Below are 24,101 nucleotides of genomic sequence, written 5' to 3' on the forward strand. Positions count from 1 at the left end.
TTGGGGAGTGGAAAGCCAAAAGGGGGAAGAAATGCATTGACACAGCAGACTGTTCTGGAACAGTGTTTGAGCATTGTTTTATCAGATGATAAAAGTACCGCCTACCTTGAGTTTTCCAAACAGGAAGAGGGTTTTTCCTGTACACCGGAAGAGCTCGAAAAATATATAGCGAGTCAGGGTATTAAGTATGGTGTGCTGCGCGAAGCGTTGCTTGTTTTTGCAAGTCATCCTGAAACGTATGTGAAGGATCAATATAAGATCGCTGAAGGTATTAAACCGGTACAGGGAACGGATGGATTCATCAAGGTACTGGTTGGTATGGATGATTCTAATGAACGGCGTCCTCTGGAGGCAGAGGATGGAAAAGTGGATTACAAAGAAGTGACCCGCTTAAACAATGTTCGAACAGGTCAAATTATTGCCGAACGAGTTCCTCCTGTGGACGGCACAGCGGGAAAGGCTGTAACTGGTGAAGAAATACCGTTTCGTCCAGGGAAAGAAGCACGGTTCAAAGTGGGAAAAAATGTTGTCGTTAACCCGGAAGGGTCTGCCATGTATGCCGCTCTGGATGGATTGGTTACCAAAACCGATGGCAACAAATTGAATGTGTTTCCGGTATACGAGATCAATGGCGATGTGGATTATAACACTGGTAACATTGATTTTGTGGGTACCGTTGTCATCCGCGGCAATGTGCTTACCGGTTTTAAAGTAAAAGCAGCGGGGGATATACGTGTCGTCGGAGGTGTCGAGGGGGCGGAGTTGGAAGCAGGTGGCTCTGTCGAAATTACCGGCGGTATTATTGGTTATAACAAAGGGCTTATACAAGCAGGGCATAATGTAAAATGCACCTTTATTCAAGAAGGTAACGTCGATGCGGCTGAAAATGTCCTGGTATCCCAAAGTATTATGCATTCAACGATTCGTGCAGGTAATGCGGTAATTTGTGAAGGCACAAAAGGACTTATCGTTGGCGGTTCCATCCAGGCTGGTGAAAACGTCTCGGCACGCGTCGTCGGCAACAGCATGTCTACTGTGACTTCCATTGAAGTCGGGGTATTGCCTAAGCTCCGCAATGAGCTGAATGACTTGCGGAAGGAAGTCAGGGAGCAGATGGATGCTTTAGATAAAACGAAAAAGGCATTGACATTATTGGATCAGTTAGCTGCTGCAGGCCAACTGAGTCCGGATAAAATGTCCATGCGAATCAAACTGAGTGCTACACAAAAATCTGCCCTTCGTCTTAGTGAGGAAACGAAAACGCGTATCTTTGAAATTGAGAAGGTACTTGAAGATACAAGCAGGGCTCGCGTCGATATTCATAAGATGATTTATGGTGGCTCTAGAATAGTTATCGGCAGATACACCAAATTTATTAAAGATCCGATTAGTAGAATATCTTTTTATTATCATGACGGGGATATAACAATGGTTCCATTCGTTTAAGTACAGCATTCAAGCACATGAAGAAATCCATTCGATACCGTGAGGTGAGCGTATGAGTTTCAAAGCGGTTGAGTTGCAGATTGCCGTACCTAGAACAAGTGAGGCAGGGCGTTATCAAAATGAAGCTCAGCAGAGACCGGTCATTGACCAGAACCTGTTAGCGGAACAAACGGCTAAAGAAGCAAATGAAGCAAGGCAACGAAGCGAGGCAATGGATGAAACATCACACACAGATGTACGTGATGGTCAATCTAGAAACAAAGAGCAGCAGAAGGGTATCAACGAATCTGAAGCTACTACAGCGCTGGAAACTGCCAAGCCTGCCGAGCATCCATACAAAGGAAAACATATTGACCTGTCGTTGTAATGGATTACATGTGACTCACATGTGGTTTTGAACCTCGATGGCTGCATTAAAGGAGAGAACCCAATTTGTCACCATGGATCATTATTGTCATATTAGGAGCCTGCGCAATTGCATATGCGCTCATCATGCCCAAGAAAAACAAAGTGCAGGAGCCTGGGCATCGCCTGGTGCAAGAGATGGAATCTACGCTTGAACACTATATGGCAGAGATAGAAAACGACAATGATGCTCTCATTCAGCGTGTTGCTGAAATGAAGGGTGAAGCGACGGCGGCAGATCTGCGTATGCAATCACAGCTGCAGGAATTACAGCGGAGGCTGGATCAACTGGAAGAAAGTAAAACGACAGAAACAGACACACTTCCCAAGAGCATTCCGGTACATAGCGCAAGCGGATTGCAAGCTCAAGCGCTTGTAGATAGTGTGCGAGCAGAATCGGTCCAACACGTATTAGAAGCAGAAGAACAGACCCCTGTTCAAGAATTGAAGCCGACACGGGAATCCATTAAGGACCGATATGCAGAGCTGTTTAATTTATATGCTGAAGGAAAGTCAGTGGATGCCATTGCCAAGCAGACGGGCATACAACGTGGAGAAGTACAGCTGATTTTACAGTTGGCAGAACGGGAGGAGAGCTAACAGATGGATAAGCGCTCCTTATGGATTGGAATTGGAAGTGGGATGATTGTTGGTGCGGTATTGCTGCAGCTTGCAACGGTTGGACAAAACGCATTATCTGAAAGTAATCTCGACGCGGATTTGGCTACAGCTAACCTGACGAAGGAACAGCTGGAAGCGGCCGCAAAAAGTATGGATATGAGGGTTGTTGCTTCTGATGATGTGCTGTATACAGAAGCAGAGTGGGTGGCGAAGAAAAAACAGGAAAGCAGTGAACTGCAGGGGAAAACGGCAACGGCACCGGAGGCCACAGAGTCTGCTGTGAAACCCGAGCAACCCGACATTCCCAAGCAACCTGTCACCAATGATAGTGACAAGCAGAATGAAGTCAATCAGCCAAAGACGAGCGAGCCGTCAACCCCTAGCAGTCCCAAAGCTACGGATACCGTATCTTTCAAAGTACGTTCAGGCAACAGTCTGGCCATTGTAGCGGGGAATTTGGAGAAAGCTGGGATTGTTGATAGTGCACAAGCTTTTATACAAGCTGGAAGAGCAGAACGAATTAATACCAAAATACAGGTAGGCACCTATGACTTGCAGAAAGGCGAGAGTTTCAAATCGATTATCGCCAAGATTACAAAAGAACCGTCAAGCTGAGTTCGCTCAGGCAGGACGGTTCTTTTGTATAAATGTGGAAGTCTCGCATTTCTACTCTGGATATAAAATTAGCATGGAAGGGCACCTTCTTGCTCGAGTCAAATTAGTTTGAAAGACTGTTGCATCAGGCAATCAGTTATGCTATATTAGATAACGGTGTTAAAACACACGCATGTGCTAATTTTGTTGAGGGTGCTTTCCTGATGGAGAGTCTTGGCGAAAAATGATGCCGGCGGAGGACACAATAAAAACCATATTAGGAGGTGTGTGAAGATGGCAGTAATCTCCATGAAGCAGCTTCTCGAAGCTGGGGTACACTTCGGTCACCAAACTCGTCGTTGGAACCCAAAAATGGATCGTTATATCTTCACTGAAAGAAACGGAATTTACATCATCGATTTGCAAAAAACGGTGAAAAAAGTCGAAGAGGCTTACAACTTCGTTAAAGGAATCGCAGGAGAGAATGGTACAATTCTTTTCGTGGGTACTAAGAAACAAGCTCAAGATTCCGTTAAAGAAGAAGCTGAACGCGCTGGTCAATTCTACATTAACCAACGTTGGCTCGGCGGTACTCTGACTAACTTCTCAACTATTCAAAAACGTATTGATCGTTTGAAGCAGTTGGAAGCTTGGGAAGAAGACGGTACTTTCGCTGTATTGCCTAAAAAAGAAGTTATCTTGCTTCGCAAAGAAAAAGATCGTCTGGAGAAATTCTTGGGCGGTATTAAAAATATGAAAGGCCTGCCAAGCGCCCTGTTCATCATCGATCCACGCAAAGAGCGTATCGCTGTTGCGGAAGCTCGCAAATTGGGTATCCCAATTGTAGGTATCGTTGATACTAACTGCGATCCGGATGAAATCGATTATGTTATCCCAGGTAATGACGACGCAATCCGCGCCGTTAAGCTGTTGACAGGTAAAATGGCTGATGCCGTTATCGAAGCTAACCAAGGCGAAGAAACTTCCGCTTAATAGATTCGAACATATCTAATGAATTAAATGAAAAGGGTGGTTGGTAGGTGGATAACCTCTCACTGCCCTTTTTTTAGAGTGTACGTACAATTACTTATTTTTGGAGGGAATTAATAATGGCAGTTAATGCGAGTGCAGTAAAAGAACTCCGTGAAAAAACGGGCGCAGGTATGCTCGATTGCAAAAAAGCTCTGGAAGAAGCAAACGGTGACATCACGAAAGCAGCTGAATTGCTTCGTGAAAAAGGTCTGTCAGCAGCAGCAAGCAAAGCTGGCCGTGCAGCAACTGAAGGCGTTGTAGAATCTTATATCCACGCTGGTGGTCGTATTGGTGTACTGGTAGAAGTGAACTGCGAAACAGACTTTGTAGGTAAAACAGATCAATTCAAAGATTTCGTTAAGGACATCGCTATGCAAATCGCAGCAGCGAGCCCGAAATTTGTTACTCGTGAAGAAGTGCCTACAGAAGAGCTGGAAAAAGAGAAAGAAATCTTGAAAGCTCAAGCTCTGAACGAAGGCAAACCAGAAAAAATCGTTGAGAAAATGGTTGAAGGCCGTATCGGTAAATATTACGAAGAATTCTGCTTGTTGGAGCAAACCTTTGTTAAAGATCCTGACAAAACAATCTCCCAACTGTTGAATGAAAAAATCAGCCAAATCGGTGAAAACATCTCCATCCGTCGTTTCGTTCGTTACGAACTGGGTGAAGGTCTTGAGAAAAAAGTAGACAACTTCGTAGAAGAAGTTATGTCCCAAGTAAACAAATAAGACGGTTTTTAAACCGGCAAGCAGGAATGATTTTCGAAGATATAAGAATGATGAAACTTCGAAGCGCTACTCCCTTATATCCCAGGAAAACAATGCCTTACCGGTTGAACGTTTTTCCTAAAAGAGCGGAACACAACTGTGTTCCTTTCTTTTTAAGCAGGAGGCCATGCGCGAGAAGTTTTGTTGGTTGAACACCGAGGGTGTTCAATTCAAAGTGGAGGGTGAATAATTGGAACAGCCAGTATTTAAACGTGTTGTCTTAAAGGTCAGCGGAGAGTCTCTTTCCGGTCAAAATGGCTACGGTATTGATGCAGAGACGATCTCGTCGATTGCCCAGCAAGTAAAAGAAGTAGTTGAACTAGGTGTGCAGGTTGCTATCGTATGTGGCGGCGGAAACATCTGGCGCGGAATTGCAGGTAGCGAAAACGGCATCGACAGAGCGACTGCGGATTATATGGGGATGCTGGCGACGGTTATGAACTCGCTCGCGCTGCAAGATGCACTGGAACAGATCGAAGTGCCTACACGCGTACAGACATCGATTGCCATGCAGCAGATCGCTGAACCTTATATTCGTCGTAGAGCTATTCGTCATCTGGAGAAAGGCCGGGTCGTTATTTTTGCAGCAGGTACAGGTAACCCGTTCTTCTCCACCGATACAACAGCAGCACTGCGCGCAGCAGAGATTGAAGCAGAAGTCATCTTGATGGCCAAAAATAAAGTTGATGGTGTATACTCAGCAGATCCGTTTAAAGACAGCACTGCTGTCAAGTTTGATCAGTTGACTTACATGGATATACTTAACAAAGATCTTGGTGTAATGGACTCAACGGCGTCCTCACTTTGTAAGGATAACAACATTCCGTTGATCGTATTTGCCATTACGGAACAAGGTAACATCAAACGTGTTGTTCTTGGTGAACGCATCGGGACAATCGTTAAAGGGAGTGTAGATTAATGCCACAAGCGGTTAAAAAACATGCCGAAGAACGTATGGATAAAGCGATTCAAGCGTTACGACGTGATCTTGCCACTTTGCGTGCAGGTCGTGCAACTCCGGCTCTTCTCGACCGGATTCAAGTGGAGTATTACGGTGCAATGACTCCGCTCAACCAATTGGCTAACATCAGCACACCGGATTCTCGGACACTGATGATCCAGCCGTGGGATAAATCCTCCATGGGGGACATTGAGCGTGCAATTATGAAATCCGATCTTGGCCTTACGCCAGCGAACGACGGAACGATGATTCGTCTGTCCATTCCAGCACTTACGGAAGAACGCAGACAAGAACTTGTGAAGTTGACGAAAAAGTTCGGTGAAGAAGGCAAAGTAGCCATTCGTAATATTCGCCGTGATGCGAATGATGATATTAAAAAAATGGAGAAGTCAGACATTTCCGAGGACGAGTCCCGGAGACATCAAGACGACATCCAAAAATCGACCGACAAGTTTATTGCTGAAGTCGATAAGGTACTCGCTGCCAAAGAAAAAGAAATCATGGAAGTGTAAGACAAGTGCAGCCCCTCCAATACGGTGGGGTTTTGTCTCTTTTTCCAAGCTTCAGGTGAAGAAACTTCAGGGATTTTGGAGGAACAGGAATGATCAAACGGGTTCGGTCGTGGTGGAATGGGGCTGACAAGCAGGAAACGCTGACTATATCCGAGGATAATATCCCGCAGCACGTCGCCATCATTATGGACGGCAATGGACGATGGGCGAAACGTTTGGGTCTCCCACGAATAGCTGGCCACCAGAATGGGATGAAGGCTGTTAAACGTGCGACCATCGCGGCGGATGAACTGGGCATCAAATATCTGACGATGTACGCTTTTTCGACAGAAAACTGGACGCGTCCAAAAGAAGAAGTGGATTTTCTGATGCGGCTTCCGCAAGAATTTTTGGCGATAGAGCTGGATGAACTTATAGAAAAAAATGTACGCATCCGTATGATGGGTCAAGAGGAGCACTTGCCTTCCCATACCATTAATGCCTTGCGTGAAGCTATTCGTCTTACGGAACATAACACAGGGCTTGTTTTGAATTTTGCAATGAACTACGGAAGTCGTCGCGAAATGACGGACTGTGTCAAACAGATCGCTCTGCAGGTAAAGTCGGGGGAACTATCGGCAGAGGACATTACACCTGAACTCATTGACAGACATATGCTTACTGGAGATATGCCTGATCCGGATTTGCTAATCCGGACGAGTGGGGAGTTAAGATTAAGTAATTTCATGCTTTGGCAGCTTGCATATAGCGAATTATGGTTTACGGATATATACTGGCCCGAATTTGGCAAAAAGCATTTGCTTGAAGCAGTAGCCGAATATCAGCGCAGAACAAGGCGTTACGGCGGTTTGAAATAGATGGAGGATGAAGCCGTTGAAACAGCGATTAACGACAGGAATCATAGCAGGTGTGTTGTTCTTGGGTTTTTGCATGCTGGGCGGACCCTGGTACCATGGCTTGGTATTGCTTATGGCTCTCATCGGTTATTATGAATTTGTGAGAATGACCGGGGTACAGCCTTTTTCAGGTGTAGCCCTAATCGGTTATGCAGGTATATTTGCGATTGTATTTCCTTGGGAAATGGTATGGGAAGCCAGACCGTTAACGTTATTCCAGATCGGCTGGCTTGTGATGCTAGTATTAATGACGGCCTCTGTTGTAACTAAAAATAAGATCCCTGTAAATACTGTTGCCATGCTCTTTCTGGGAGTAATGTATATTGGAATCGGTTTTTATTACATTGCGGAATCCAGACATTTGCATCATGGGTTGTTCTGGACGTTTCTGCTTTTGGGCTCCATTTGGGCGAGTGATGCAGGTGCCTATTTTGTAGGGAAAATGATCGGAAAGAACAAACTCTGGCCTTCGATCAGTCCTAACAAAACGGTGGAAGGTGCGCTGGGTGGTATTGTGATCGCGGTAGTCACTTCTGTTGTTTTTGCATGGGTGTCGGACGGCTTGTTGTCTTGGCAAAGAGCGATATGGATTGGAATTGCGTGCGCGGTTGTAGGACAGATGGGAGATCTGATTCAATCTGCATACAAACGTGTGTATAACATCAAGGATTCCGGCAATCTGCTCCCGGGGCATGGTGGTATTCTGGATCGATGCGACAGCTGGATTGTCGTTTTTCCATTCGTACATATACTAATGCTTCTGCCCTATTAAAGATGAGCACAAGTCACATGACGAACTATTCGTCATTGGCATTGGATAAATAAAGATGAGGTGCAGCATGAAAAAAATTGCGATTCTCGGGTCAACCGGTTCCATTGGAACCCAGACACTGGATGTAGTCGATATGCATCCCGAACGCTTTCAAGTAGAGGGACTGGCTGCTGGAGGCAATATAGAGCTGCTGATTGAGCAAGCGAAACGTTATCGCCCCAAAAAGGTATCCGTTGGTTCGAAAGAGCTGGCAGAGACCGTGGTATCGCATTTGCCTGCTGGAACGCAGCTTTTTTATGGCAAAGAAGGATTGGTGGAAGTAGCCGCTGGAACGGATGCAGATACAGTTGTTACTGCTGTAATGGGGAGTGTCGGGCTTGAGTCAACCCTTGCTGCTATTGATGCAGGCAAACAGATCGGTCTGGCAAACAAGGAGACGCTAATTACAGCAGGCCACATTGTTACTGCCAGAGCGGCTGCGAAAGGGGTGCCGATTCTGCCTGTGGATAGTGAGCACTCGGCTATCTTCCAATGTCTGAATGGAGAACCTCGTGAACGTGTTATGGGAATAACGCTTACGGCTTCTGGAGGCTCTTTCCGTCATTTGACCCGAGGACAGCTTAAGGAAGTTACCGTAGAAGATGCGCTCAAACATCCAAATTGGTCTATGGGATCGAAGATCACGATAGACTCAGCGACAATGGTGAATAAAGGTCTGGAAGTAATTGAAGCGCATTGGCTGTTTGGACTAAGTTATGATCAGATTGATGTGTTGCTTCACCCGGAGAGCATCATTCATTCCTACGTGGAGTTCAATGATACGAGCATTATTGCTCAACTTGGCAACCCGGACATGCGTGTTCCCATCCAGTATGCATTGACCTATCCAGACCGTCTGCCATCACCTTCTCAACGTCTGTCCCTAGCGCAAGCAGGTAAGTTGCATTTCAGCGAGATGGATATGGAACGGTTCCCTTGTTTAAGAATGGCATATGAGTGTGGTAAAATGGGAGGGACAGCAACAACGGCGTTTAATGCAGCCAACGAGGTTGCCGTAGCCCGTTTCTTGCGTAATGAGATTTCGTTCCTTAAAATAGAGGATATTATTGCTTCTGTGCTGGAAGCACACCACAATGTGGACGAGCCTGATCTGGAGGAAATTGCAAGATGTGATCAGGAGAGTCGTCAACTTGCGTTCAGTCTGTAATCTCTTTTTTCAAGATAAAATGGAAGAAGTGATTCTCTTGTGCGGCAACAGAGAATAATGATAATCTAAAGGGACAGACTGCGGTTCGTGCCGTGAAGGAGGATGGATAGGGATTGGAAACCATACAAGTGGTATTTCTAACGGTGCTCATGTTCTTTGTCATCGTGACGGTTCATGAATGGGGACATTATTACTTTGCCAAACGCGCCGGTATTCTTGTAAGGGAATTTGCGATCGGTTTTGGTCCCAAATTGTTCTCATATAAAAGAAACGAGACCCAGTTCACACTGCGGTTGCTGCCATTTGGCGGATATGCACGTATGGCAGGGGAAGACCCGGAACTGGTAGAGATTCAAGAAGGTCAGACCATTGCAGTAAGACCGACTGATGACCAAGTCAAAATGATCTACCTCGATCAATTGGATAACCGAAAAAATGTAATTCGTGGTGAAGTAATTTCCATTGATATGGAGAATGCATTGAAATTACAACTTGATGTGGATGGCGAAATTCAACAGTACCGGATACATCCACAAGCGATGTTGGTGAGTCGTGGCAAACAAACCCAGATTGCACCCAAAGACCGCCAATTTGGCAGTAAAACGGTGGGGCAGCGGGCCATGGCTATCTTTGCGGGACCACTCATGAATTTCATCCTGGCCTTTGTGTTGTTTGCAGTATATGCGCAAATGGCAGGTGTTGTCGTGGAGAATCCGAAAAATCTCGTGATTGGTGAAGTGCTTGAAGGCGGAGCTGCGGACCAGGCGAATCTGCACAAGGGAGATATCATTGAGACCATTAATGGTACTGCCATTGGTACGGATTCGCAAAAAATGGTCACAATGATTGCCGATTCCAAAGACAAACCGATGGAATGGACACTGCGTCGGGGAGATGAAACGTTTAATATAACGATTACGCCTCGTGCAGTAGAAGGACAAGAGGGAGGCAAGGTGGGTATTGTACCAACATTGCCAACCCGATCTGTTGGATTTGTGGAAACCTTTAAAGTGTCAGGGATAGCGATGGTCGATACGACCAAAGTAATCTTTGAAGGCTTCAAACATTTGATCAATCAGTTTAACATGGATGACATTGGGGGACCTGTACGTACATTTGAAGTAACAGGTCAAATTGCGAAGCAGGGGATTGAGCAGTTAACGAGATGGGCAGCTATTTTGAGTCTGTACCTCGGGATTTTCAATCTGTTGCCGATTCCTGCGCTGGATGGAAGCCGTCTTGTATTCCTTGGAATTGAAGGGCTGCGGGGCAGACCAGTTGATCCCAACCGGGAAGGCATGGTTCATTTTGTCGGTTTTGCCATGTTGTTTGTGCTCATGTTGGCAGTAACATATAATGATATATTACGTTTAATTAACGGATAATTATGGTTTGACTACGCTCTGACAACTCAGAGATAGTCGTTATGGGAGGACGCTGGAGTCTTATGTCAAAGGAAAATGATAAGCAGTTTGTGACCGAAATTACACCTCAGGGCGAGGATTTCTCACGCTGGTACATTGATGTTATTAAAAAAGCTGATCTCATGGACTATTCACCCGTACGCGGTTGTATTGTTTTCAAACCGGATGGCTTTGAAATCTGGGAGCACATCAAGGATGAAATGGATCGTCGTTTCCGTGAAACGGGTCATCGTAATGCTTACTTCCCGATGTTCATCCCCGAGAGCTTTTTTCAAAAAGAAAAAGAACATGTTGAAGGCTTCAATCCCGAATTACCTTGGGTAACAGAAGCGGGCGGAGAAAAGCTGGAAGAGCGTCTGGCAATCCGCCCAACCTCGGAGACGATCATTGGTCATATGTACTCCAAGTGGATTCAGTCGTATCGTGACTTGCCAGTACTGATCAACCAATGGGCTAACGTGGTTCGCTGGGAGAAGAGAACACTGCCTTTCCTTCGCACAAGTGAGTTCCTGTGGCAAGAGGGCCATACGGCGCACGAGACAGAAGAGGAAGCACGTGAAGAAACGATGAAAATGCTTGAAATCTACCGCGAAGTGGTCGAAGAATATCTGGCAATTCCTGTCATTACAGGTCAGAAAACAAAATCCGAGAAATTTGCTGGTGCTGTAGATACGTTCTCCATCGAAGCAATGATGAAGGATGGGCGTGCGGTTCAAGCGGGAACTTCGCATTATATGGGTACGAATTTTGCAAAAGCATTTGAGATCCAGTATCTTAGCCGCAACAACGTGCTGGAACTTGCTCACACGACTTCATGGGGAACGAGCACACGTCTGATCGGTGCGTTAATTATGGTTCACGGGGATGACCGTGGTTTGGTTCTTCCTCCAAAAGTCGCACCAACACAAGTGGTTATGATTCCTATTGGACCACCAAAAACACGTGATGCCGTTGTAGGCCGTGCGGACGAGTTGTTCGCTGAACTGAAGCAAGCAGGAATTCGCGTGAAAATGGATGATCGCAGTGATGTTCGTCCAGGCTGGAAATTCAATGAATACGAGATGCGTGGTGTTCCGATTCGTCTTGAGATTGGTCCGCGTGATATGGAGAACGGTGTGTGTGTTCTCGTTTCCCGGATTACTGGAGAGAAGAAAGTCGTTGAACAAGCCAATCTGGTGGAAGAGATCCAGAGCATGCTGACTCAAGTACAATCCGATATGTTGCAGCGTGCTCGCACGTTTATGTCGGACAACTTCTACTCTGTAGATACGCTTGATGAGATGAAGGAATTGATGGAAAACAAACGCGGGTTCACACTGGCTGGATGGTGCGGTTCAGAAGCTTGCGAAGATAAAGTAAGAGAAGTAACAGGTGCAACGAGCCGGAACATTCCGTTCCAGCCTGCGGAAGAAAAGCATACCTGCCTGGCTTGTGGTGAACAAGCGAAACACACGGTAGTGTTTGCTAGAGCGTATTAAGTCAGGATAACCTGACTAACAGCACCTATTCACCGTAAGAGTAAGGAATGGAGAGCTTCTGTCGGATAAAATGAGTCGGTGCGGGTTCGGATCGGGGACATTTTTGAATGCAGAGGCTTTTCCTGTTTCAAGGGGGTACAAGGAGGAACACGATGAGTGGATTCGAGGAGAAGAGAAAACGGTTTGAGTTGTTGATGAAACAGACGGAGCTTCCGGCTGGCCTGATAGAGCCCTACTTTTTGGATGGATGGATTGAACGGGTGGAGACAAGCCGTAGCAACCGCGACTGGAATATTTTGATTGCTAAGGATACCCTGGTACCTGCTCCAATCTATCGAACATTTTGCCTGCACATCCAGGAGAAAATGAATCATATTTCCAAGATTACGTTTGGTTTCAAATATAGTGAGCAGGTCGAGATTGGTGATATTGTCAGTGAGTATTGGAACTTGTTCCTTGAATGGGTTACACGGGAGATTCCGTCTGTTAATGGTTGGATGAATCGTACCAAGTTTGAATGTGAAGCAGATCTGCTGCAATTGACGATGAGTGATGCCATGTCAATGGAGCTTGCAAAGAAGAAGCAGATTGATCAAGCCATTACCACTTTTTATAATAAGTATTTTCAATTGCCCTTACGGGTCAAATTGCTGGTTGGTGAGGTTGAAAGCAACAAAGAAGCGATGGAGCAATTCCAGCTCAAGAAACGGGAAGAAGAACTTCAAGTTATCGAACAGATGATGAGTGAAGTGGAGACAGAAATGCCTGAAGAGGAAGAACAGGGCGATGTTCGTTTGCAAATGGGATATGAAATCAAGGAACCACCTGTACCTATGCAGGAAATTCAAGATGAAGAGAAAAAGGTTACGTTGCAGGGAACAGTCTTCGGTCTGGATCGCAAGGAATTGCGGAACGGGAATACCTTGTTTACTTTTTATCTGACGGATTTCACGGATTCCATGCAAATGAAGATGTTTGCCAAAACAAAAGAGGATGTCAGAATCCTTAGCTTGCTGGCTAATGGAAAATGGGTAAAAGTCCGTGGTCGTGTCGAATATGACCGGTTTATGCAAATTCCGGAACTGGCCATGATCCCATCGGATCTGGTAGAAGTGAAAGCTCCGCCATCCCGCAAGGATAATGCAGCTGAGAAACGCGTTGAGTTCCATTTGCATTCCACAATGAGTACGATGGATGCTGTTACTTCGATCGATAAATACGTAAAAACTGCAGCGGAATGGGGACACAAAGCAATCGCGGTAAGTGATCATGGCGGTGTGCAGGTGTATCCGGAGGCGTCCAAAGCGGCCAAGAAAAACGGAATTAAAATGATCTATGGCCTTGAGGCCAATGTGGTAAACGATTCGGTTGCTGTAGTTATGGCACCGCAGCCGTTGGAACTCAAAACAGCGACGTATATCGTCTTTGATATTGAGACCACAGGTCTATCCGTCACCCAGAACAAAATTATCGAGATTGCCGCAGTAAAGGTGGAGGAAGGTAAAGAGATTGATCGTTTTGCGACGTTTGTAAATCCGCATGAGCGCATTCCGTATAACATTCAGCAGTTGACCAACATTAACGACGATATGGTGAAAGATGCACCTGAACTAGAGCCGGTTATCCGTGATTTTGTAAAGTTCGCCGGAGATGGTGTATTGGTTGCACATAATGCGCGATTCGATATGGGCTTTATTCAGGCTTCGCTGAAGCAGCTGGGGATGCCCGAGCTTCCGAACCCTGTCCTCGATACGTTGGAACTTGCAAGGCTGTTATACCCCAAAATGAAGAACCACCGTCTCAATACGCTGGCGGATAAATATAAAGTAGCACTGGAAAGCCATCACCGGGCGATTGATGACACGATTGCGCTAGCAGGGATCCTGAATGGATTGATTAATGACGCTGCTCAGCTGAAAGGCCTGACCATGCTGGATCGCCTTAACGATTATGTCGGAGTTGATCTCTCAAATACACGTCCATTCCACTGCGGAATATATGCTTTGAACGATGTTGGCAAAAAAAATCTCTATAAACTGGTGTCACTCTCCCATACAGAGCATTTCAAGCGGGTGCCTTGTATTCCAAAATCGAAGCTGATCAATTTGCGTGAAGGCCTCATTATTTTATCCGGTTGTGAAAAAGGGGAGTTTTTTGAGGCTGTGCTTAACAAATCGCTTGAAGAGGCGGAAGAGATCGCGCATTTCTATGACATTCTGGAGATCCAGCCGCTGACGATGTACATGCACTTGGTGGATAAAGGACTGGTGGCTACACCAGAGGAATTGAAGCTTGCGGTTCGTAAAGTTGTAGACATAGGAGCTAAATTGGGGAAACCGGTCATAGCTACAGGTAACGTGCATTACCTGGAGCCGCGCGACAAGCTATATCGGGATATCACCATTCACGGGATAACAGGCTTTAGCCCGCTCAAAGATCAACGTAAACCGGATGCTCACCTAAGAACGACGGATGAAATGCTGGAAGAGTTCCAGTACCTGGGTCAAGATAAAGCTTACGAAGTTGTTGTTACGAATACAGTTGAATTGGCGGATCGATTCGAGGAAATCAAGCTTTTCCCTGACAAGTTGTTTACCCCGATTCTGGAAGGCGCAGACGATGAAATTCGCAATACGTGCTACAATACGGCCAAGTCGATTTATGGTGAGGAACTGCCAGAAGTCATAGTGGCACGACTGGAGAAAGAATTGAATCCAATTATCAAATACGGTTTTTCTGCCAACTATCTGATCTCGGAACGTCTGGTTAAAAAGTCAAATCAGGACGGTTACCTTGTCGGCTCCCGGGGATCGGTTGGCTCGTCTGTCGTTGCTACTTTTTTGGGGATTTCCGAGGTTAATCCGCTGCCAGCACACTATATTTGTGTGAATCCGGAGTGCAAGCACAGCGAGTGGTTCCTCGACGGCAGCGTGCCGAGTGGATTTGATCTTCCTGAAAAAGAGTGCCCTCAATGTGGAGGCCCTTTAAAAGGCGAAGGGCAGGATATTCCTTTTGAGACTTTCCTTGGCTTTAAAGGGGACAAGGTTCCCGATATTGACTTGAACTTCTCGGGTGATTATCAGCCGCATGCCCACAACTATACGAAAGTGCTTTTCAGCGAAAAGAGTGTGTTCCGTGCGGGCACCATTGGTACGGTGGCTGAGAAGACGGCGTTTGGTTTTGCCAAGAAATACGAGGAAGAACATCATAAGAAATGGCGCGGGGCTGAGCTGAACCGTTTGGCTTCCGGTTGTACCGGAGTTAAACGTAGTACGGGACAGCATCCCGGTGGTATTGTCGTGGTACCGGATTATATTGAAGTGGAAGATGTAACACCTGTACAATTCCCGGCCGATGACGTTAACGCGGAGTGGAAAACAACACACTTTGACTATCACGCCTTTGAAGAGAACTTGCTAAAACTCGATATTCTGGGACACGATGATCCAACCATGATGCGAATGCTGCAGGATTTGACTGGTGTCGATCCTACCACCATTCCGATGAATGATCCTAAAGTCATGAGTATGTTTAACTCGACAGAGGCATTAGGCGTTACGCCAGAGCAGATTCGTTCACCAGTGGCCACTTTTGGTGTGCCAGAGATGGGGACGAAATTTGTACGTCAGATGCTTGTCGAATCCCAGCCTTCTTCTTTTGCCGATCTACTTCAGATCTCTGGATTGTCTCATGGTACCGGAGTATGGCTTGGCAACGCACAAGATCTAATCAAAAATGGGACGTGCAACATCAAAACGGTAATTGGTTGCCGGGATGATATCATGTTGTTCCTGATTTATAAGGCGGGCATGGACGCGAGCCTTGCCTTTAAGATTACGGAGAGTGTGCGTAAGGGTCGTGGTTTGCCGCAAGAATGGATTGATGAGATGAAAAATTGCAAAGTGCCGCAATGGTACATTGATTCCTGTCTGAAAATCCAGTACATGTTTCCGAAGGCCCACGCGGCCGCTTATGTAATCTCGGCAGTACGTACAGCTTACTTTAAGCTGTATCACCCCATTGAATATTACGCGACATATTTCACAGTCCGTGCGGATGAGTTTGATATTGAACTGGTATGTCAGGGGTACGAGCCCATCTATCGTAAGATCGTAGAGATCGAGCAATTAGGTTTCCAGGCACCGCCAAAAGAAAAGAACATGCTGCCTGTCCTGGAGATGGCATTGGAAATGACAGCACGTGGATACTCTCTCAAACCGATTGATCTGTATCGTTCAGAAGCGACGAAGTTTATTGTTGACGGAAATTCACTTATTCCTCCGTTCTCAGCATTGGGAGGAATCGGGGATAATGCTGCACGCAATATCGCTGCGGCAAGAGAGCATGGGGAGTTTCTGTCGATTGAAGATTTCCAGCAGAAGTCCAAAGCAAGTAAAACCATAGTTGAGCTGCTGACGGGTATGGGATGCTTCAGAGGTTTGCCGGAAAGCAATCAGTTATCCTTGTTCTAAAACTGCGTTTTGAGTATTCGATTATGCTCTAATATGCGATTACGCGAATTTTTCTTCATTAGTGGTTAAAATGGCTGAGTGATCGCTTACTTGTCACTATTACCAGACTATGTTATAATTTTTGAAGTGAACGAGATAGTACGAATTTCTAAAGAGTGGGGAAACCCACTCTTTAGTCTTTGGTATACAAGAATCTTGGGTAATGAAGAAATTGCCAGTCAGTATTTGCTGGTGTAACCTAAGTTGGAGGTTATCGGTTTTGAGCACAACGAACATTAAATCTACCGTGGAAGAAATGATCCAACCCTACTTGAACGAACAAGGCTTCGAGCTGGTTGACATCGAATACGTCAAAGAAGGCAGCAACTGGTTTTTACGGGTGTATGTCGACAAAGAGGGTGGCATCGACATCGATGATTGTGTCTTGATCAGCGAAAAGCTGAGCGCCAAGCTGGATGAGAATGATCCGATTCCAACCATCTATTTCCTTGAAGTGTCTTCTCCCGGTGCGGAGCGTCCACTGAAAAAACCGGAGGACGTTGCCAAATCCGTAGGCAAAAATGTATTTGTTACAACCTACGAGCCGGTAAATGGTATAAAGGAATTTGAAGGCAAGCTGCTTTCCTTTGATAACGGGGAACTTGTGATCGAATCAGGCAAGAAACAGCATGCCATTCTTTATGACAAGGTTGCGAGTGCGCGCCTGGCCATTCTGTTTTAAGTGCCTTGTTCACTTATTAATGAAAAAAGACACATCTCACGATAACGGCAAGGTGCTCATGAGTTTAGAGCCTTTCGCCGTTTTACGTATGAGATGCCATGTTTGAAAGGGGGATCAACATTCATGAGTATGGATTTTATTGAAGCAATGAATGAATTGGAGCGGGAAAAAGGGATCAGCAAGGATGTGCTGTTTGAAGCGATCGAGGCAGCACTTATCTCCAGCTATAAGCGTAATTTCAACACCGCCCAGAATGTGCGTGTTGATATGAACCGCAATACGGGAGTCATCCGGGTGTATGCTCGTAAATTGATCGTGGAAGAAGTCCTGGATTCACGTACCGAAATTTCATTGCCTGCTGCACGAGAGATCAACCCACACTTCCAGCTGGAAGATATTGCGGAGATTGAAGTTACACCGCGTGATTTCGGACGTATCGCCGCACAAACTGCCAAACAGGTAGTGACCCAGCGGATTCGTGAAGCCGAACGCGGCCTGATCTACAACGCTTTCGTTGATAAGGAAGAAGATATCGTTACGGGAGTGGTGCAGCGTCAGGATTTGCGCAATATCTACATCGATCTGGGCAAAATCGAAGCGGCATTGCCGCTGACCGAATTGATGCCGAACGAGAAGTTTGTTCATGGTGACCGTATTAAAGCGTACATCACCAAGGTCGAGAATACGACCAAAGGGCCGCAAATCATCTTGTCCCGTACCCATCCGGGCTTGTTGAAACGTCTCTTTGAACTGGAAGTACCTGAAATTTTTGACGGTGTAGTCGAGATCCGCTCTGTCGCACGTGAAGCGGGCTTCCGCTCCAAAATTGCTGTTCATTCCCGCAATGAGGAAGTTGATCCGGTTGGATCATGTGTAGGTCCTAAGGGAATGCGCGTGCAGACCATTGTGGGTGAGCTGCGCGGTGAAAAAATTGACATCGTTCGTTTCTCCGATCAGGTAGACGAATATGTGGCTAATGCACTTAGTCCTTCCAAAGTATTGGAAGTTCAAGTATTCGAGGAAGATAAGATGGCTCGGGTTATTGTTCCTGACTATCAGCTGTCCCTCGCCATTGGGATCAAAGGTCAAAATGCCCGATTGGCAGCCAAACTGACTGGCTGGAAAATCGACATTAAGAGCGAGAGCCAGGCGGAACAGGAATTCGGCAGAGAGAAAGATTCTTCTTCGGAAATGCACCAAGATTCCGTCTCCGTCGACTAAAGTAAAGCACGGGGGGGCGCTAACGTATGAAAACAAAAAAAGTACCGCTGCGCAAATGTGTGGCGTGTCAGGAAATGATGCCCAAAAAGCAGCTGATCCGTATCGTTAAAACGCCAGAGGATGAAGTGCTGATCGATTTGACTGGCAAAAAATCCGGACGTGGTGCTTATTTATGCGGCAAAGAGTCCTGTTTTAAGCTTGCACTCAAAAACCGGTCTTTGGATCGGGCGTTAAAGGGCAAAGTCTCACCGGAAATTTATGAGCAATTGGCAGCTGATTTCGTTGCGGTAGAGGACGAATTCATAGCAGCACAGGAGCGTGAACATGATGAATAATAAAACATTGTCTTATCTGGGACTCTCCATGCGTGCAGGCAAACTTGTAACCGGTGAAGAAATTGTACTTAAAGCGATCCGTTCTTCCGAAGCTAAAATGGTTATTGTTGCGGGTGACGCCTCGGCCAATACACAAAAGAAATTTCGCGACAAATGCGGGACGTATAAAGTTCCACTGGTGATCGGATTTGACCGGGATAGTCTGGGTTCAAGTATCGGTAAAGAAACGCGGGTTGTTCTTGCAGTAACGGATCGAGGGTTTGCAAAAATGATCTCCAAGCAAGTCGGTATAATGTCGGAGGTGGAGTATATTGAGTAAACAGGAAAACAAGGATAAATTGCGAGTTTATGAATATGCGAAGTCCCTTAATATGAGTAGTAAGGAAATTATAACCATTCTTAAAAAGCTGGATATTCCCGTAAACAATCATATGAGTGTCATGGAGAATGGTTCAGTGGGTAAGGTGGAACAATTTTTTAAAGATATAAAATCCACTGCCGCTTCCAAACAAAGCAACGAAGCAAAATCCGTTGCTACTTCGTCAGTGCGCAGTGACAAAACAGTGGACAGCAACAAGCCGGCCGGCGGAGTGAACACGCCGAACAGCAGCAACCCATCCGGTAGTCCCGTACAAACAAAAATACAACAGGAAAAGCAGGTAGGTATGAACAATAGACCAAATTCCAACAATAACAATGGCTCCCAAAGACCTAGCGGCCAAGATAGCCGCAACAGAACCAACTCTTCCCAAGGCTCAAGCCAAGGAGGACAATCAAGTAATCGTCCAAGACCAGCTCAAGGTGGACAAAGCAGTACAGCATCCCGTCCGCAAAGTTCGGGTCAACGTCCATCGAACAGCGGTGGCGGTCAAGCAAGAAGTGCTGGACCGAATAGCGGTGGTAACTCTGGCACTGGCGGCAACCGTACAGGTGGCCAAGGGCAGAACTCAGGACAAGGCCAACGCAGAGGCGGTCAAGGTAATTCCGGCAATAACAACAATAGCGGCAACCGTTCGAACAGCGGTGGCGGTGGACGTCGTTATGACGACAACCGTGGCGGCAACTTCCGCGGTAACCGTGGTGGCAAGAACAATCGCAACAGAAATCAGCAACAGTATCAACAACGTGAGAAAATTGATAACACACCTAAGAAAATCATCGTACGTGGTGACATGACTGTTGGTGAAACAGCGAAGCTGCTTCATAAAGATGCTTCCGAAGTTATCAAAAAACTCATCGCAATGGGTGTTATGGCAACGATTAACCAAGAGCTTGATATCGAAACGATCCTGCTGCTTGCTGGTGAGTTCGGTGTTGAGGTTGAAGTGAAAATTGTCCTTGAAGATGACCGCTTCGAGACACTGGAAGAAAATGATGATCCTGCTGACTTGCAAGCTCGTCCACCAGTTGTTACGATCATGGGTCACGTTGACCATGGTAAAACAACATTGCTTGATGCGATTCGTTCAACAAATGTAACGGGCGGAGAAGCAGGCGGCATTACACAGCATATCGGTGCTTATCAAGTTGAAATAAACAACAAAAAAATCACGTTCCTGGATACACCGGGTCACGAAGCGTTTACCGCTATGCGTGCACGTGGAGCACAGGTTACGGATATTACAATTATTGTTGTAGCTGCAGATGATGGTGTTATGCCACAAACCGTTGAGGCGATTAACCATGCCAAAGCTGCTGGACTGCCAATTATCGTAGCTGTCAACAAAATTGATAAGCCGGGTGCAGATGCAGATAAAGTGAAACAGGAACTGACCAACTACGAACTCGTTCCGGAAGAGTGGGGCGGCGATACCATCTTTGTGAACGTTTCGGCGAAACAAAGAATTGGTCTGGAAGGTCTGCTTGAAATGATCCTGCTCGTTGCAGAAGTGAACGAGTACAAAGCAAACCCGGACAAACGTGCCCGTGGTACAGTGATTGAAGCCGAGCTGGATAAAGGACGTGGCCCAGTTGCCCGTATTCTCGTACAGCACGGTACTTTGAAAGTCGGAGATGCTTTTGTTGCAGGTAACTGCTTCGGTCGCGTACGTGCGATGGTGAATGACAAAGGTCGTCGTTTAAAAGAAGCCGGACCTTCAACACCTGTAGAAATTACCGGTCTGACTGAGGTTCCAGGTGCGGGAGATCCGTTCATGGTGTTTGAGGATGAGCGTAAAGCGCGTTCCATCGCCGACAAACGTGCCATCACACAACGTGAATCCGATCTGGGTACAAACACACGTGTGACATTGGACGATCTGTTCCAGCACATCAAAGACGGTGAAATCAAAGACCTTAACGTAATCATTAAAGGTGACGTACAAGGTTCGGTTGAAGCATTGAAAGGTTCACTTGCGAAGATCGAAGTTGAAGGTGTACGCGTGAAAATCATTCACAGCGGCGCTGGTGCGATTACCGAATCCGACATCATTTTGGCAGCTGCATCAAATGCCATCGTGATCGGTTTCAACGTTCGTCCTGATAATCAGGCCAAAGTGACTGCGGATCAAGAGCAAGTAGACATTCGTCTGCACCGCGTCATCTACAGTGTTATCGAAGAGATTGAACAAGCGATGAAAGGCATGCTTGATCCGATCTATAAAGAAAATGTCATCGGTCATGCTGAGGTTCGCAGCACGTTCAAAATCAGTAAAGTGGGTACCATTGCCGGATGTATGGTCACTTCAGGCAAAATTACGCGTTCCGCGGAAGCTCGCTTGATTCGTGACGGTATTGTCCTTTACGAAGGTAAACTGGATTCCCTGAAACGTTACAAAGATGATGCCAAAGAGGTAGCTCAAGGCTACGAATGTGGTATTACACTGGATAACTACAACGATCTCAAAGAAGGCGATATTATCGAAGCCTTTGTTATGGAGACCGTACAACGATAAGCAAGGAAGCATGAGGTGAACAACGATGGCCAAGATTCGTACAGGTAGAGTGGGCGAGCAGATCAAGAAAGAACTTAGTGTGCTCATCCAGTCTGAACTGAAAGACCCTCGTATCGGCTTTATTACCGTAACGGGAGTTGAAGTTACAGGCGACTTGTCGCAAGCCAAGGTTTATCTGAGTGTCTTCGGTGAACAGGAACAAAAGGATAATTCGCTTAAAGCGCTGGCAAAAGCAAATGGATTTTTGCGCTCTGAACTGGGCAAGCGTATTAGATTTCGTCATGTACCCGAGTTGATATTCAAGATCGACGAATCGATCGCATATGGCAGCCGAATTGAGAAGCTGCTTGGTGATATCGGTACCGACAAGAACGAATCCGAGTAACAGAATAAAGGAGACGGCAATGCACACTTATGAACAGGCGCTTCAGGACGGAAAGCAATTTCTGCTGGAGCATGATGATTACCTGGTCGTGTCGCATGTACAGCCGGACGGTGACGCAGTCAGCTCGACGGTAACGGTGGGCTGGCTGCTGTCATGTCTGGGCAAGACATTCACAATGATTAATGAAGGTGAAATTCCACAGCGCATGCATTTTCTGTGGAATGCTGACAAAATTGTGAACATGACCGAACAAGCACCGGAGCGGAAATATAAAGCGATAATCTGTGTGGATTGTGCAGACTTTTCCAGAGTAGGCCTGACTCGTCATTATTTCGACGAAGATGCAGTCATTTTAAATATTGATCATCATCCGACCAATGACGGCTACGGCACAGTAAACATCATTAAGCCAGATGCTGCAGCAACAGCTGAAATCTTGTTTGATTTTCTCAATCTTTTCCCGGTGAAATGGAATAAGGACGTGGCTACAGCAGTCTATACAGGATTGCTAACAGACACAGGTGGATTCCGCTATGCCAACACGAGTCCTAATGTGATGACCACCGCATCCAAATTGCTTGAACATGGTGTGGATGGGCCTTATCTTGCACAGCTTTTGCTTGAACAGGTTACACTTCCCCAAGTCCGTATATTGAATCAGGCACTCTCAAGTCTACAAATGACTGACGATGGCAAAATTGCCTGGGTAGTCATTACACCAGAAGATATGATCTCCTGTGGTGCGGCCAATGAAGATCTTGAAGGGGTAGTCAATTACCCGCGTAACATTCAAGGGGTGGAAGTGGGCATCTTTTTTAAAGTGATTAATGACAATGCGGTGAAGGTATCTCTTCGGTCAGCTGGCAAGGTTGATGTTGCCTCACTTGCACAGAACTTTGGTGGTGGCGGACATGTACTCGCAGCTGGATGTCGCGTGGAGGGCAAGTTGGAGGAGATCGTCGAATTGGTACTAAAGCAGGTGAATGCTCAATGGTAAAGCCATTTGAAGGCGTACTTCCAGTGTACAAACCAGCGGGATTTACTTCTCATGATGTTGTGGCCAAAATGCGTCGCATTCTCAAAATGAAACGTATTGGTCACACAGGCACATTGGACCCTCAGGTTACTGGCGTACTTCCGCTTTGTCTTGGGCGGGCAACACGTGTGGTGGAGTACATGCAGGAGCTCCCCAAGGAATACCTGGCAACCCTGCGACTGGGTCTTTCTACTGACACGGAGGATATGACTGGTGAGGTTATTGAGCGGTCGGAGACTGCTGTTGAGGTGACAGAGGAACAGGTTCAGCAGGTGCTGGAGAAATTCCTGGGTACCATCTCTCAAGTCCCACCTATGTATTCTGCGGTTAAAGTGGATGGAAAACGTCTCTATGAACTTGCTCGTGAAGGTAAAACGGTAGAGCGTAAGAGTCGCGAAGTTACGATCTATGAGCTGGAATTGACAGGTATGGAGAATCAAGGCGATACTACGGATATATCATTTCGTGCTTTATGTTCCAAAGGGACGTACATTCGAACGTTATGTGTGGATATTGGCAGAAAATTGGGGTACCCGTCCACCATGCTGCAGCTGGAGCGCACGATGTCGGCCGGAATTTCCGCAGAACATTGCCTTCGCTTTGAAGAAGTGGAACAACGCATGATCGATGGAACATTAGCTGAAGTGCTGATTCCAGTGGATGAAGCCATCTCTTCCATTCCGGCACATACGGTGGGTTCGGATCAAGCCAAGGGAGCGCTTCAAGGCCAGAAATTGTCGGCGCGTTTGCTCGAACCGCCTGCAGATCAACCAGGTTTATTGCGGTTATATGATCAGGATGGGACGTTTCTGGGCATATTTGAACGGGATGAAATGAAAGCAACGGTGAGAGCTGTTAAAGTCTTTTTGCCGGAATAAACAGGTTTCTGGTTTGAGTGGTTTGACTCAAGCTTGGCCTATCA

At 46.3% G+C, this 24,101-nt stretch carries 22 protein-coding genes; all 22 read left to right on the forward strand.

Going from position 1 to position 24,101, the window contains the following annotated elements; genetic code table 11:
• The first annotated feature begins 36 nt into the window (after positions 1 to 36).
• The 22 genes from MHB49_RS12465 (at position 37) to truB (ending at position 24,057) form a co-directional block, all read left to right on the forward strand.
• Positions 37 to 1,446: a DUF342 domain-containing protein gene (locus tag MHB49_RS12465; RefSeq protein WP_405156311.1), complete on the forward strand. Its 1,410-nt coding sequence runs from the start codon at positions 37 to 39 to the stop codon at positions 1,444 to 1,446.
• A gap of 52 nt (positions 1,447 to 1,498) precedes the next feature.
• Positions 1,499 to 1,813 (forward strand): hypothetical protein, encoded by a 315-nt coding sequence (locus tag MHB49_RS12470; protein ID WP_405156312.1) that lies wholly within the window; start codon positions 1,499 to 1,501, stop codon positions 1,811 to 1,813.
• 65 nt (positions 1,814 to 1,878) lie between these two features.
• The gene (locus MHB49_RS12475; protein WP_405156313.1) at positions 1,879 to 2,451 is read left to right on the forward strand and encodes a hypothetical protein; all 573 of its coding nucleotides are present in this window, start codon (positions 1,879 to 1,881) and stop codon (positions 2,449 to 2,451) included.
• A gap of 3 nt (positions 2,452 to 2,454) precedes the next feature.
• Complete coding sequence (locus MHB49_RS12480; protein WP_405156314.1) at positions 2,455 to 3,087, forward strand: hypothetical protein; 633 nt, start codon at positions 2,455 to 2,457, stop codon at positions 3,085 to 3,087.
• Positions 3,088 to 3,360: 273 nt separating this feature from the next.
• Entirely contained in the window at positions 3,361 to 4,059 is a 699-nt protein-coding gene (gene rpsB, locus MHB49_RS12485; RefSeq protein ID WP_024630243.1) for a 30S ribosomal protein S2, read from the forward strand.
• 116 nt (positions 4,060 to 4,175) lie between these two features.
• Positions 4,176 to 4,826, forward strand: a complete 651-nt coding sequence (gene tsf, locus MHB49_RS12490; RefSeq protein WP_062326078.1) for a translation elongation factor Ts — start codon at positions 4,176 to 4,178, stop codon at positions 4,824 to 4,826.
• 229 nt (positions 4,827 to 5,055) lie between these two features.
• Positions 5,056 to 5,784 (forward strand): UMP kinase, encoded by a 729-nt coding sequence (gene pyrH, locus MHB49_RS12495; protein WP_024630245.1) that lies wholly within the window; start codon positions 5,056 to 5,058, stop codon positions 5,782 to 5,784.
• Complete coding sequence (gene frr / locus MHB49_RS12500) at positions 5,784 to 6,338, forward strand: ribosome recycling factor (protein WP_024630246.1); 555 nt, start codon at positions 5,784 to 5,786, stop codon at positions 6,336 to 6,338. Before pyrH ends, frr begins: the two co-directional genes overlap by 1 nt.
• Before the next feature lie 89 nt (positions 6,339 to 6,427).
• Complete coding sequence (locus tag MHB49_RS12505) at positions 6,428 to 7,195, forward strand: isoprenyl transferase (protein WP_024630247.1); 768 nt, start codon at positions 6,428 to 6,430, stop codon at positions 7,193 to 7,195.
• A 16-nt stretch (positions 7,196 to 7,211) separates the two neighbouring features.
• The gene (locus MHB49_RS12510; RefSeq protein WP_247902182.1) at positions 7,212 to 8,006 is read left to right on the forward strand and encodes a phosphatidate cytidylyltransferase; all 795 of its coding nucleotides are present in this window, start codon (positions 7,212 to 7,214) and stop codon (positions 8,004 to 8,006) included.
• A 67-nt stretch (positions 8,007 to 8,073) separates the two neighbouring features.
• Positions 8,074 to 9,213, forward strand: a complete 1,140-nt coding sequence (locus MHB49_RS12515) for a 1-deoxy-D-xylulose-5-phosphate reductoisomerase (protein WP_405156315.1) — start codon at positions 8,074 to 8,076, stop codon at positions 9,211 to 9,213.
• Positions 9,214 to 9,326: 113 nt separating this feature from the next.
• Positions 9,327 to 10,598 carry an RIP metalloprotease RseP gene (rseP, locus tag MHB49_RS12520; protein WP_405156316.1) on the forward strand — a complete coding sequence of 424 codons (1,272 nt, stop codon included), beginning with the start codon at positions 9,327 to 9,329 and terminating at the stop codon, positions 10,596 to 10,598.
• Positions 10,599 to 10,660: 62 nt separating this feature from the next.
• The gene (proS, locus tag MHB49_RS12525) at positions 10,661 to 12,115 is read left to right on the forward strand and encodes a proline--tRNA ligase (protein ID WP_405156317.1); all 1,455 of its coding nucleotides are present in this window, start codon (positions 10,661 to 10,663) and stop codon (positions 12,113 to 12,115) included.
• A gap of 152 nt (positions 12,116 to 12,267) precedes the next feature.
• Entirely contained in the window at positions 12,268 to 16,587 is a 4,320-nt protein-coding gene (locus tag MHB49_RS12530) for a PolC-type DNA polymerase III (RefSeq protein WP_405156318.1), read from the forward strand.
• Between the two features lie 259 nt (positions 16,588 to 16,846).
• Positions 16,847 to 17,308, forward strand: coding sequence for a ribosome maturation factor RimP (gene rimP / locus MHB49_RS12535; protein ID WP_247902187.1), 462 nt, complete (start codon positions 16,847 to 16,849; stop codon positions 17,306 to 17,308).
• Positions 17,309 to 17,431: 123 nt separating this feature from the next.
• Positions 17,432 to 18,529 carry a transcription termination factor NusA gene (gene nusA, locus MHB49_RS12540; RefSeq protein ID WP_247902188.1) on the forward strand — a complete coding sequence of 366 codons (1,098 nt, stop codon included), beginning with the start codon at positions 17,432 to 17,434 and terminating at the stop codon, positions 18,527 to 18,529.
• 26 nt (positions 18,530 to 18,555) lie between these two features.
• Positions 18,556 to 18,864, forward strand: a complete 309-nt coding sequence (gene rnpM, locus MHB49_RS12545; protein WP_053783828.1) for an RNase P modulator RnpM — start codon at positions 18,556 to 18,558, stop codon at positions 18,862 to 18,864.
• Positions 18,854 to 19,183, forward strand: a complete 330-nt coding sequence (locus MHB49_RS12550; RefSeq protein ID WP_029880929.1) for a YlxQ family RNA-binding protein — start codon at positions 18,854 to 18,856, stop codon at positions 19,181 to 19,183. The genes rnpM and MHB49_RS12550 overlap by 11 nt, the downstream gene beginning before the upstream one ends.
• The gene (infB, locus tag MHB49_RS12555; RefSeq protein ID WP_405156319.1) at positions 19,176 to 21,758 is read left to right on the forward strand and encodes a translation initiation factor IF-2; all 2,583 of its coding nucleotides are present in this window, start codon (positions 19,176 to 19,178) and stop codon (positions 21,756 to 21,758) included. Before MHB49_RS12550 ends, infB begins: the two co-directional genes overlap by 8 nt.
• A 25-nt stretch (positions 21,759 to 21,783) precedes the next feature.
• Entirely contained in the window at positions 21,784 to 22,143 is a 360-nt protein-coding gene (gene rbfA / locus MHB49_RS12560; RefSeq protein WP_175381343.1) for a 30S ribosome-binding factor RbfA, read from the forward strand.
• Between the two features lie 19 nt (positions 22,144 to 22,162).
• Positions 22,163 to 23,140, forward strand: coding sequence for a bifunctional oligoribonuclease/PAP phosphatase NrnA (locus tag MHB49_RS12565; RefSeq protein ID WP_247902190.1), 978 nt, complete (start codon positions 22,163 to 22,165; stop codon positions 23,138 to 23,140).
• Entirely contained in the window at positions 23,134 to 24,057 is a 924-nt protein-coding gene (gene truB / locus MHB49_RS12570; protein ID WP_405156320.1) for a tRNA pseudouridine(55) synthase TruB, read from the forward strand. The genes MHB49_RS12565 and truB overlap by 7 nt, the downstream gene beginning before the upstream one ends.
• Positions 24,058 to 24,101: the final 44 nt, after the last annotated feature.

The organism is Paenibacillus sp. FSL K6-0108, assembly GCF_045040695.1.
GTDB classification, from domain to species: Bacteria; Bacillota; Bacilli; order Paenibacillales; family Paenibacillaceae; genus Paenibacillus; species Paenibacillus pabuli_B.

What these genes read in the sequence shown, in the direction of transcription:
- MHB49_RS12470 (WP_405156312.1), top strand. Translation starts at nt 1,499, where the DNA reads ATGAGTTTCAAAGCGGTTGAGTTGCAGATTGCCGTACCTAGAACAAGT.
- MHB49_RS12480 (WP_405156314.1), top strand. Translation starts at nt 2,455, where the DNA reads ATGGATAAGCGCTCCTTATGGATTGGAATTGGAAGTGGGATGATTGTT.
- rpsB (WP_024630243.1), top strand. Translation starts at nt 3,361, where the DNA reads ATGGCAGTAATCTCCATGAAGCAGCTTCTCGAAGCTGGGGTACACTTC.
- tsf (WP_062326078.1), top strand. Translation starts at nt 4,176, where the DNA reads ATGGCAGTTAATGCGAGTGCAGTAAAAGAACTCCGTGAAAAAACGGGC.
- frr (WP_024630246.1), top strand. Translation starts at nt 5,784, where the DNA reads ATGCCACAAGCGGTTAAAAAACATGCCGAAGAACGTATGGATAAAGCG.
- MHB49_RS12505 (WP_024630247.1), top strand. Translation starts at nt 6,428, where the DNA reads ATGATCAAACGGGTTCGGTCGTGGTGGAATGGGGCTGACAAGCAGGAA.
- MHB49_RS12515 (WP_405156315.1), top strand. Translation starts at nt 8,074, where the DNA reads ATGAAAAAAATTGCGATTCTCGGGTCAACCGGTTCCATTGGAACCCAG.
- proS (WP_405156317.1), top strand. Translation starts at nt 10,661, where the DNA reads ATGTCAAAGGAAAATGATAAGCAGTTTGTGACCGAAATTACACCTCAG.
- MHB49_RS12530 (WP_405156318.1), top strand. Translation starts at nt 12,268, where the DNA reads ATGAGTGGATTCGAGGAGAAGAGAAAACGGTTTGAGTTGTTGATGAAA.
- nusA (WP_247902188.1), top strand. Translation starts at nt 17,432, where the DNA reads ATGAGTATGGATTTTATTGAAGCAATGAATGAATTGGAGCGGGAAAAA.
- rnpM (WP_053783828.1), top strand. Translation starts at nt 18,556, where the DNA reads ATGAAAACAAAAAAAGTACCGCTGCGCAAATGTGTGGCGTGTCAGGAA.
- MHB49_RS12550 (WP_029880929.1), top strand. Translation starts at nt 18,854, where the DNA reads ATGATGAATAATAAAACATTGTCTTATCTGGGACTCTCCATGCGTGCA.
- rbfA (WP_175381343.1), top strand. Translation starts at nt 21,784, where the DNA reads ATGGCCAAGATTCGTACAGGTAGAGTGGGCGAGCAGATCAAGAAAGAA.
- MHB49_RS12565 (WP_247902190.1), top strand. Translation starts at nt 22,163, where the DNA reads ATGCACACTTATGAACAGGCGCTTCAGGACGGAAAGCAATTTCTGCTG.
- truB (WP_405156320.1), top strand. Translation starts at nt 23,134, where the DNA reads ATGGTAAAGCCATTTGAAGGCGTACTTCCAGTGTACAAACCAGCGGGA.